This is a genomic window from Bacteroidales bacterium (genome assembly GCA_014860585.1).
Taxonomy (GTDB): Bacteria; Bacteroidota; Bacteroidia; order Bacteroidales; family 4484-276; genus RZYY01.
Map to the genome: position 1 here is coordinate 59013 of JACZJL010000114.1, position 8126 is coordinate 67138.

The 8126-nt window shown below is 46.2% G+C and carries 6 protein-coding genes; all 6 read left to right on the forward strand.

Annotated elements, in window-relative coordinates:
- Window positions 1-97 precede the first annotated feature (97 nt).
- Window positions 98-811, forward strand: coding sequence for a YebC/PmpR family DNA-binding transcriptional regulator (locus IH598_12440; GenBank protein MBE0639319.1), 714 nt, complete (start codon window positions 98-100; stop codon window positions 809-811).
- A gap of 318 nt (window positions 812-1129) precedes the next feature.
- Entirely contained in the window at window positions 1130-1882 is a 753-nt protein-coding gene (locus tag IH598_12445; protein ID MBE0639320.1) for a response regulator transcription factor, read from the forward strand.
- A gap of 307 nt (window positions 1883-2189) precedes the next feature.
- Complete coding sequence (locus IH598_12450; GenBank protein ID MBE0639321.1) at window positions 2190-3266, forward strand: hypothetical protein; 1077 nt, start codon at window positions 2190-2192, stop codon at window positions 3264-3266.
- Window positions 3263-5314: a histidine kinase gene (locus IH598_12455; protein MBE0639322.1), complete on the forward strand. Its 2052-nt coding sequence runs from the start codon at window positions 3263-3265 to the stop codon at window positions 5312-5314. The genes IH598_12450 and IH598_12455 overlap by 4 nt, the downstream gene beginning before the upstream one ends.
- 117 nt (window positions 5315-5431) lie before the next feature.
- On the forward strand, window positions 5432-7489 hold the full coding sequence (locus IH598_12460) for a histidine kinase (protein ID MBE0639323.1): 2058 nt from the start codon (window positions 5432-5434) through the stop codon (window positions 7487-7489).
- A 121-nt stretch (window positions 7490-7610) separates the two neighbouring features.
- A partial coding sequence (locus IH598_12465) for a hypothetical protein (protein ID MBE0639324.1) occupies window positions 7611-8126 on the forward strand: 516 nt, incomplete at its 3' end.

The window sequence follows — 8126 nt, forward strand, 5'->3', positions numbered from 1 at the left end:
TTACACAAAACAGGAAGCAGGAAAACCGGGTAAATTATTCTTTCATGATCACCGGATAAATTATTCCTTCTACTTTTGCGCCTTAAAAATTTGAACCATGGGACGTGCATTTGAATTCCGTAAAGCCCGCAAAATGAAGCGGTGGGGCAGTATGGCCAAGACTTTTACCAAACTGGGAAAAGAAATCTCAATAGCTGTGAAATCGGGTGGCCCTGACCCTGAAAACAACCCGCGCCTTCGCGTATTGGTGCAAAACGCCAAGGCGGCCAATATGCCTAAAGATAACGTGGAACGGGCAATCAAAAAAGCCACTGCAAAAGATACCGACGATTACCGCGAGGTGGTTTATGAAGGTTACGGGCCGCATGGCATCGCGGTGGTGGTGGAAACATTTACTGACAACCCGACCCGCACCGTTGCCAACGTCCGCAGCTACTTTACGCGCAACGGCGGCTCGCTGGGAACCAGCGGCAGCCTGAGTTTCATGTTTGAACACAAATGCGTTTTTAAGCTGAAAGCAAAAGATGGCCTCGACCTCGAAGAACTTGAGCTGGAACTGATCGACCTGGGGGTTACCGAAATCTTTGCCGAAGAAGAAACCATTTTCATTTACGCTGAATTTGAATCCTTCGGCGCTTTGCAAAGCTATTTTGAAGAAAACGGGTTTGAAATCATCAGTGCCGAATTTGAACGCATTCCCACACAAACCAAAACGCTGACCCCCGACCAGGTAGCAGATTTCGAAAAGATGCTTGGCAAATTTGAAGAAGACGAGGATGTGAGCAATATCTTTCACAATATGAAGGAATGACTCCCGGTGGCCTGATAGGGAAATGAGTTGACATTACCCTGCAATCAAAAGTCTATTCCTGTTTTTTCCCGCTACAAAAAGGAGCATCTCTGCATTGGTTTCATCCGGCAGCCCGTCGTCCGCAAAGCTGAAGAACGTTGCGAAGGCGTCGTTGCACTTAATTCAATCCGGCTGACACATAGCCTTTCAGCATTATTTTGAATGCCTTAAAAAATCTTAGCCAAAAAAAATTAAAAAATACTATCCAATAAGTTAATTAACATACCTTTACACCGAAATAATAATTCTCCGGTTTTTAACCTGCTTAACCCTGATGGTATGATACGAGTAATTGTTATTGACGATGAAAACCACGTCCGCGATTCGCTGATCAAGATTCTCCACCGGCATTGTCCGGAAGTTCAGGTTGTCGGGCAGGCCAATGGCGTTTCGACCGGCCTGGAAGCAATTCGTGAACTTCTGCCCGAGCTGGTCCTGCTCGACATACAAATGAAGGACGGTACAGGTTTCGATCTGCTTTCCACTCTCCCTTCCATTGACTTCAAGGTGATTTTTGTTACTGCTTTTGATGAATTCGCTATCCAGGCTTTCAGGTACAGCGCCGTGGATTATTTGTTGAAACCGGTGAATCCCGAGTTGTTGAAGGAGGCCGTAAATCGTGCGGGGATGATGATCAAAGAGCACTTCAGGATGCAGATGCAGGTGCTTGAAGAAAACCTCAGGAACCTAAGCAATAAAAACAAGAAGATCATCATTAAGACAGCCGAAACCATGCATCTGATCGAGGTGAAGAATTTGGTCTGCTGCGACTCCGACAGTTCTTATACCTCAATCCACACTGCCGATGGAGGTAAAATTATGGTTTCGAAAACGCTGAAAGATTATGAAGATATGCTGGCTGATTGCGGGTTTTACAGGGTGCATAAATCGTATCTGATCAATCTTTTGCACATCAGGCGTTTCGAGCGGCAGGACGGCGGTTATGTGGTGCTGACCAACGATTTGAAAATCCCGGTGGCTTCGCGTAAGCGGGACGAGTTGCTGGAACTTTTTGAAAAACTGGCCGAATGATGACGAGTAAGAAGGGTAGAGTAGGAAGTAGGTAGTCTCTGCCAGAAAACTATTAAAGTTGAAAATCATTGTTTACCCCAACCCTCCCGAAGTCTCGGGATAAATTCCGGGAGCAATGATTTTCAACGATTTACTCCCTTTTCCCGAAGGGATCCCTTTGGGAAGGGCGGGGTAAATAAATCGTTGAAAATCAAATTTTTGGAGTTTTCTGGCAGAGACTAAGCAGAAGTGGAGACAATACTGAGCGGTGATGAAATCAGGTTGATGCTGTCATTGAATAAACATCGATTACCCAATAATTATGAGCATGAGATTTACCAGGTCTGTAATTCTTTTTGTGTGTTTTTTATTCAGTGCCTGTAATGCTGATAAGTTTTCCGATGCAGTAGAATTCACAGCCTGGAAACAGAACCCGATTTTGACTCCCGGGCCTCCCGGCTCATGGGACAATTTGGGTGTATGGGCGCCACAGATCATCTTCCATCAGGATACTTTCTATTTGTTTTATATGGGAATTCAACCCCCATGGAATATTGGGGTAGGCCTGGCCATCTCAACGGATGAGTATAATTTTTCGAAGTACGCCAATAATCCCGTATTGGCGCGTGGCGATCATGGTTTTGATACGGAAACGGTTGGCCCCGGAATCGTTGTAAAAAAGGATTCAGTGTGGCTGATGTATTTCAATGCACAGCATCTCGACAACTACAAACCCGGGCAGAACATCGGGAGGGCCAGGGCAAAATCCATAACCGGCCCGTGGGTTAAAGATGAAAAACCGGTCATTCGGTCAGGTATCAAAGGCGAATGGGATGCCGGTTTTATACTTCCCAGTGCTGTGCTCCTGATGGATGATGGAACATTGGTTATGTATTATACCGCAGGAGAAGACATTGCGCTCTGGAACAACTTTTACATAGGCATGGCTACTTCGGAAGACGGATTGAACTGGCAGAAATACAATGATCCGACAACTACCCGCCCTCCCTTTGCCGAAAGCGACCCGGTGATGAAAAATGGAGAGCCGGGAGAATGGGATGCTGCTTACGTTTGGATGGCCAATGTGCAAAAGACAAGGGATGGTTTCCTGATGTATTATACCGGTTCGAAAGAGAGTGTTGGCAATGCAGTTGGTGGGATCGGTTACGCTACTAGCAGTGATGGCATCCGTTGGAAGAAACATGAAGGAAATCCCGTTTTTCACAGGGACCGTGATCCTTTCGTGAAAACGTCAGCCAATGCATACCTTGAAAATGCATCCGTTCTTTTTCTGGATACCCTTTGCCTGATGTATTACGATTGCGGCCCGTTTGATATTGAAACCTACTACATCGGGATGGCAACGGGAAAGAGAAAATCAATCAACTATTTCAATCCCGAATGAAAACACGGGCAATCATATTATGCTTAATCCTGTTGTGGCTCATGACTGACGGGAAATTGTCGGGGAAACCGTTCACTCAAAGACCCGATAGTCTCCGGATGATATTAGCCAAAGCCACATCTTCTGAAAGTATCGCAATCCTGAATGCGCTTGCCAATTGGTATGCGCCGGTGGATTTTGATTCGAGCATCATGTATTCAGCGCAGGCCATGCGGCTTGGGACTGTGCACGGCGACCAGGTTGAAGTCGGGATCGCAAGGCTGAATACCGGGAATGCCTATTATTATCAGTTGGATTTTAACAATGCCCTGATCTCTTACCTGGCTGCTGCAAAAATTCTTGAAGAAAATGGAGCCCGGAAAGAAGCCGGAGATGTCTATCTGCAGTTAGGAAACATCAACTTCTTTGTATGGAACAGCGAGAAGTCTTTTATCAATTACCACAAAGCAAAGGAATGCTTTATCAGTGCAGGCGATGAAGAATCGCTGACTACAGTTTTTGATGCCTTAAGCATGAGTATGTATTTCCTGAAATATCCCATTGCAGACAGTGCCTTGATCTATGGATTCAGAATGCTTGAAAATACCAGGAAGTTTAACAACTCCTACAAGGAAGTATATGCCCTGATGCAGATTGGAATGTTTTACGAGGTAAAAAATACAATGGAGGAAAAACAGAAAGCACTTTCATACGCTGATTCGGCAATACTATTGGCCACAGAAAGGAATTATCAGGGTTTGAAGACAATTGCCTATATTATTTACGGAGACTACTACGATGGTATCCCTCCTCTTTTTGAAGTAACCGACGATCCCGCTAAAGCGCGCCATTACTACACGCTTGCTCTTGAAAATGATATTGCTGATGGTTCGAGCTATTTACAATTGACAATTCTTAATGATCTGGCAAGAATTGACTTGAGTGAAAAGAAATATGAGGTGGCTGAAGAGCATCTTAAGACCTGTGAAGCAAGAATGGATGAGTTTTTTAACTCACGGTGGAAAAGCACGGACGGTCATGGTTATATCATTTGCCCTTTGGGAAAAGTCATGGACTATTTTATGGCTATGCGCGAGAGGATGAATATGTACAATATGCTCTTTGTGCTCTCAGAAATCAACAACAAGCCTGGAATGGGAATCGAATACCTTAATTCATATTATAGCTCCAGGGATGATTTTTTCAGTTCCACGCTTGGACAGCAGCTTGAACTGATGATGACCGAAGCCGAAGCCGAAAAAACCGAACAGAAAATCCGGATGCTCTCACAGGAAAATGAGTTGAAACAGCTCCGGCTGAACCAGTCATTGCTGGCCTTTGCCGGCGGTGGCGGGTTGATTATTTTTTCAAGCCTGTTTATCCTGATGTTTATTCACCGCAAACGGAGCAAGGCCGAACAGAAATCGGTGCTGATGGAACAACGGTTGCTGCGCGCCCAGATGAACCCTCACTTCCTGTTCAACTCGCTGGCGAGCATCCAGAATTACATCCTCAACGAGCGACCGGATGAAGCCAGCACCTATCTCTCGCGCTTTTCACAATTGGTGAGGGATGTGCTCGACAATTCGGTGGAGGAGTTTGTACTGCTGCGCAACGAGATCAATGCCATCACCAACTACCTCGAACTGCAGAAAGCCCGCTATGAAGACCAGTTTGTTTACAGCCTCGAAGTGGACAATGTGCTTGATGAAGACGGTCTGCTCGTTCCGCCAATGCTGGCACAGCCTTTTATCGAAAACGCCATCGAACACGGGATTAAATACAAGGAGACCACCGGTCATATCAACATCAGGTTCATGGCCGGCGGCGATCTGATCTGGTTTGAGGTGGAAGACGACGGAGTGGGCCGGGAGAAAGCACTTGAGATAGAATCAAAACACAAAACAAAACACCGGTCTATGTCCACATCCATTACCGTTGAGCGGCTGGGTATGCTTGGGAAAAAGTTCAGGAAGAAAATCAAGCTGGAGATCATCGACCTGAAGGACGACCGTGGAATTGCCTGCGGAACAAAGGTTACTTTTAGGATACCGGTGTTAGATAAGTAGCGGGGGACGAAGAGGAGAAGCCTTAAGGCACGAAGGCTTGCCCGACTTTGACGGAGGAAAAGGCGGGGATTGCAGCCCTTTGGCTTTGATTAGTTCATGTTTATTTAAAAAACTTTCATGAAAAGCCTGGTAATCATTTTGGTACTTGTGATCCTTCGGATTCAATCCGCTGGTCAGCTCCATGATCATGCCCATATCGAAAACCCGGACAGCCTGTTGAAGCAAATTCCGGAAGCTTCGACATTGGAAAAAATTTCATTGTTCAACCAACTGGCCGCCCATTATTCCTCCTTTCATTTCGATTCAAGTATGGCCTATAGCAACCAGGCCATGCGTATAGCCATGGTTCAGGGGAGCAGTCAGTTGATTTCGATGATTCACAAAACCATCGGCGATGCTTATTACTACAAAATGGACTTCGGAAATGCCCTGATCTCCTACCTCGCAGCGCTGAAACTGATTGATGAAAAGGCAGAGGGAAAAGCAGCCGGAGATGTTTACCTGCAACTTGGAAATATCAATTTTTTCATCAAACGGACCGAAAAGACCAAAACTTACTACCAAAAAGCACTGGCTTGTTACCAGACGATCGGAGATGAAGATTCGGCTGCTGATGTCTTTGAAGCGCTTTGTGTTGCCCTCGATAACCTGGGGTATGAGCCCATTGATACCGCAATGTATTATGGGTTTAAGCTGCTGGAACATGCCCGGAAAGTGAGCGATCCCTACCGGGAAGCTTTTGCCATGATGATGATTGGCCAGAATTGCATCACTGAGGATATGTCGGGAAAATACGACCCGTACGTAATTCCATACAACGATTCTGCCCTTAAAATTGCTTCTGATCACAGTTTCCATGACCTGATTGCCATCATTAACCTTAACCTTGGCTCGTTTTATTCAATTGATAAAAGTTCGGGAACCTGTGAAAGAAATAAGGACCTTTCCAAATCACGTTTCTATACTTTTCAGGCGATATCTGCCGCAGAGAAATGGGAAAGCAATAATATGCTGGCGCTTTCCTATATTAATCTGGCAAATTTAAGCCTTGATGAAGAAAAATATCAGGAGGCTGAAAAATACCTGGATCAATGTGAAGCTAATCTGAATGACTATTTTGAACATGGCGTTAAGTCAAATATTCAGGTAAGGATTGGCTATTCTTTCAGCAAAATCATAGACTACTATCTGGCGCAACGCACACAAACCGATATTTTTTATGCCAGGCATGCTTTGGCTATGGCAAAACAAGAAATGCAAAAAGCCCTTGATTATCTTCAGTTGTATTACCAGTCGCTCGACACCCTGAATGCCGCGCAACAAAGCAGGCAGTTCGAACTGCTGATGACCGAAGCCGAAGCCGAAAAAACAGAACAGAAAATCCGAACGCTTTCGCAGGAGAATGAGTTGAAACAGCTCCGGCTGAACCAGTCATTGCTGGTCTTTGCCGGCGGTGGCGGTTTGATTATTTTTTCCAGCCTGTTTATCCTGATGTTTATCCACCGCAAACGGAGCAAGGCCGAGCAAAAGTCGGTGCTGATGGAACAACGGCTGCTGCGCGCCCAGATGAACCCTCACTTCCTGTTCAACTCGCTGGCGAGCATCCAGAACTACATCCTCAACGAGAGACCGGATGAAGCCAGTACCTATCTCTCGCGCTTTTCACAATTGGTGAGGGATGTGCTCGACAATTCGGTGGAAGAGTTTGTACTGCTGCGCAACGAGATCAACGCCATCACCAACTACCTCGAACTGCAGAAAGCCCGCTATGAAGATCAGTTTGTTTACAGCCTCGAAGTGGACAATGTGCTTGATGAAGACGGTCTGCTCGTTCCGCCAATGCTGGCACAGCCTTTTATCGAAAATGCCATCGAACACGGGATAAAATACAAGGAGACCACCGGTCATATCAACATCAGGTTCATGGCCGGCGGCGATCTGATCTGGTTTGAGGTGGAGGACGATGGGGTGGGCAGGGAGAAAGCCCGTGAGATAGAATCAAAACATAAGACAAAACACCGGTCTATGTCAACATCCATCACCGTTGAACGGCTGGCTATGCTTGGGAAAAAGTTCAAGAAGAAAATCAAGCTGGAAATCACAGACCTGAAGGACGACCAGGGAAATGCCAGTGGAACGAAGGTCACTTTTGGAATACCGGTGGTGGAGAGATAGGAGAAGTAGAAATGGAGTGATGCCTGCCCGACTCCGACGCAGGAGGCGGCGGGCTTGTCCGACCCCGACGAAGGAGGGGGCGGAGAGGGATGGACTAATTTTGACAGACAAATCAATAACTATGAACACAAAACGGAACAATTTACTGATGTTTTTAATTCTGGCGCTGATGCTGGGCTGCAGTCAGGATCAAACACAGAAGCCATTGAAATTTGAAGCCTACGCGGGCAATCCCGTTTTAAGCCCCGGCGCCCCGGGCGAATGGGACGAATTGTTCCTGATAGGGCCTTATGTGTATTGGCACGACAGCCTTTACTATATGTTTTACAATGGCAGCAATGTTGAGGGTAAAATAGCTATTGGCCTTTCCACCTCATCTGATGGTTTTCATTTCACCAAATATGACGGCAATCCTCTCCTGGCGCCAGATGGCAAGGGTTATGATGCCTGGCATGTGGGCGGGTCAGTCATCATCAGGCAGGACTCACTGTGGGTAATGTATTTTGGTTCAAGCGAAGTAGTTACCTATGGCCCGGGATCTTACATCGGACGAGCTACAGCACGGGAGTTAACCGGCCCGTGGATTAAAGATGAAAAACCTGTTTTAAGTGCCGGCAAAGCAGGCGAATGGGATGAT

Excerpts from the sequence above, each read along its gene's own strand:
- IH598_12440 (MBE0639319.1), top strand. The coding sequence starts at position 98 with ATGGGACGTGCATTTGAATTCCGTAAAGCCCGCAAAATGAAGCGGTGG.
- IH598_12445 (MBE0639320.1), top strand. The coding sequence starts at position 1,130 with ATGATACGAGTAATTGTTATTGACGATGAAAACCACGTCCGCGATTCG.
- IH598_12450 (MBE0639321.1), top strand. The coding sequence starts at position 2,190 with ATGAGATTTACCAGGTCTGTAATTCTTTTTGTGTGTTTTTTATTCAGT.
- IH598_12455 (MBE0639322.1), top strand. The coding sequence starts at position 3,263 with ATGAAAACACGGGCAATCATATTATGCTTAATCCTGTTGTGGCTCATG.
- IH598_12460 (MBE0639323.1), top strand. The coding sequence starts at position 5,432 with ATGAAAAGCCTGGTAATCATTTTGGTACTTGTGATCCTTCGGATTCAA.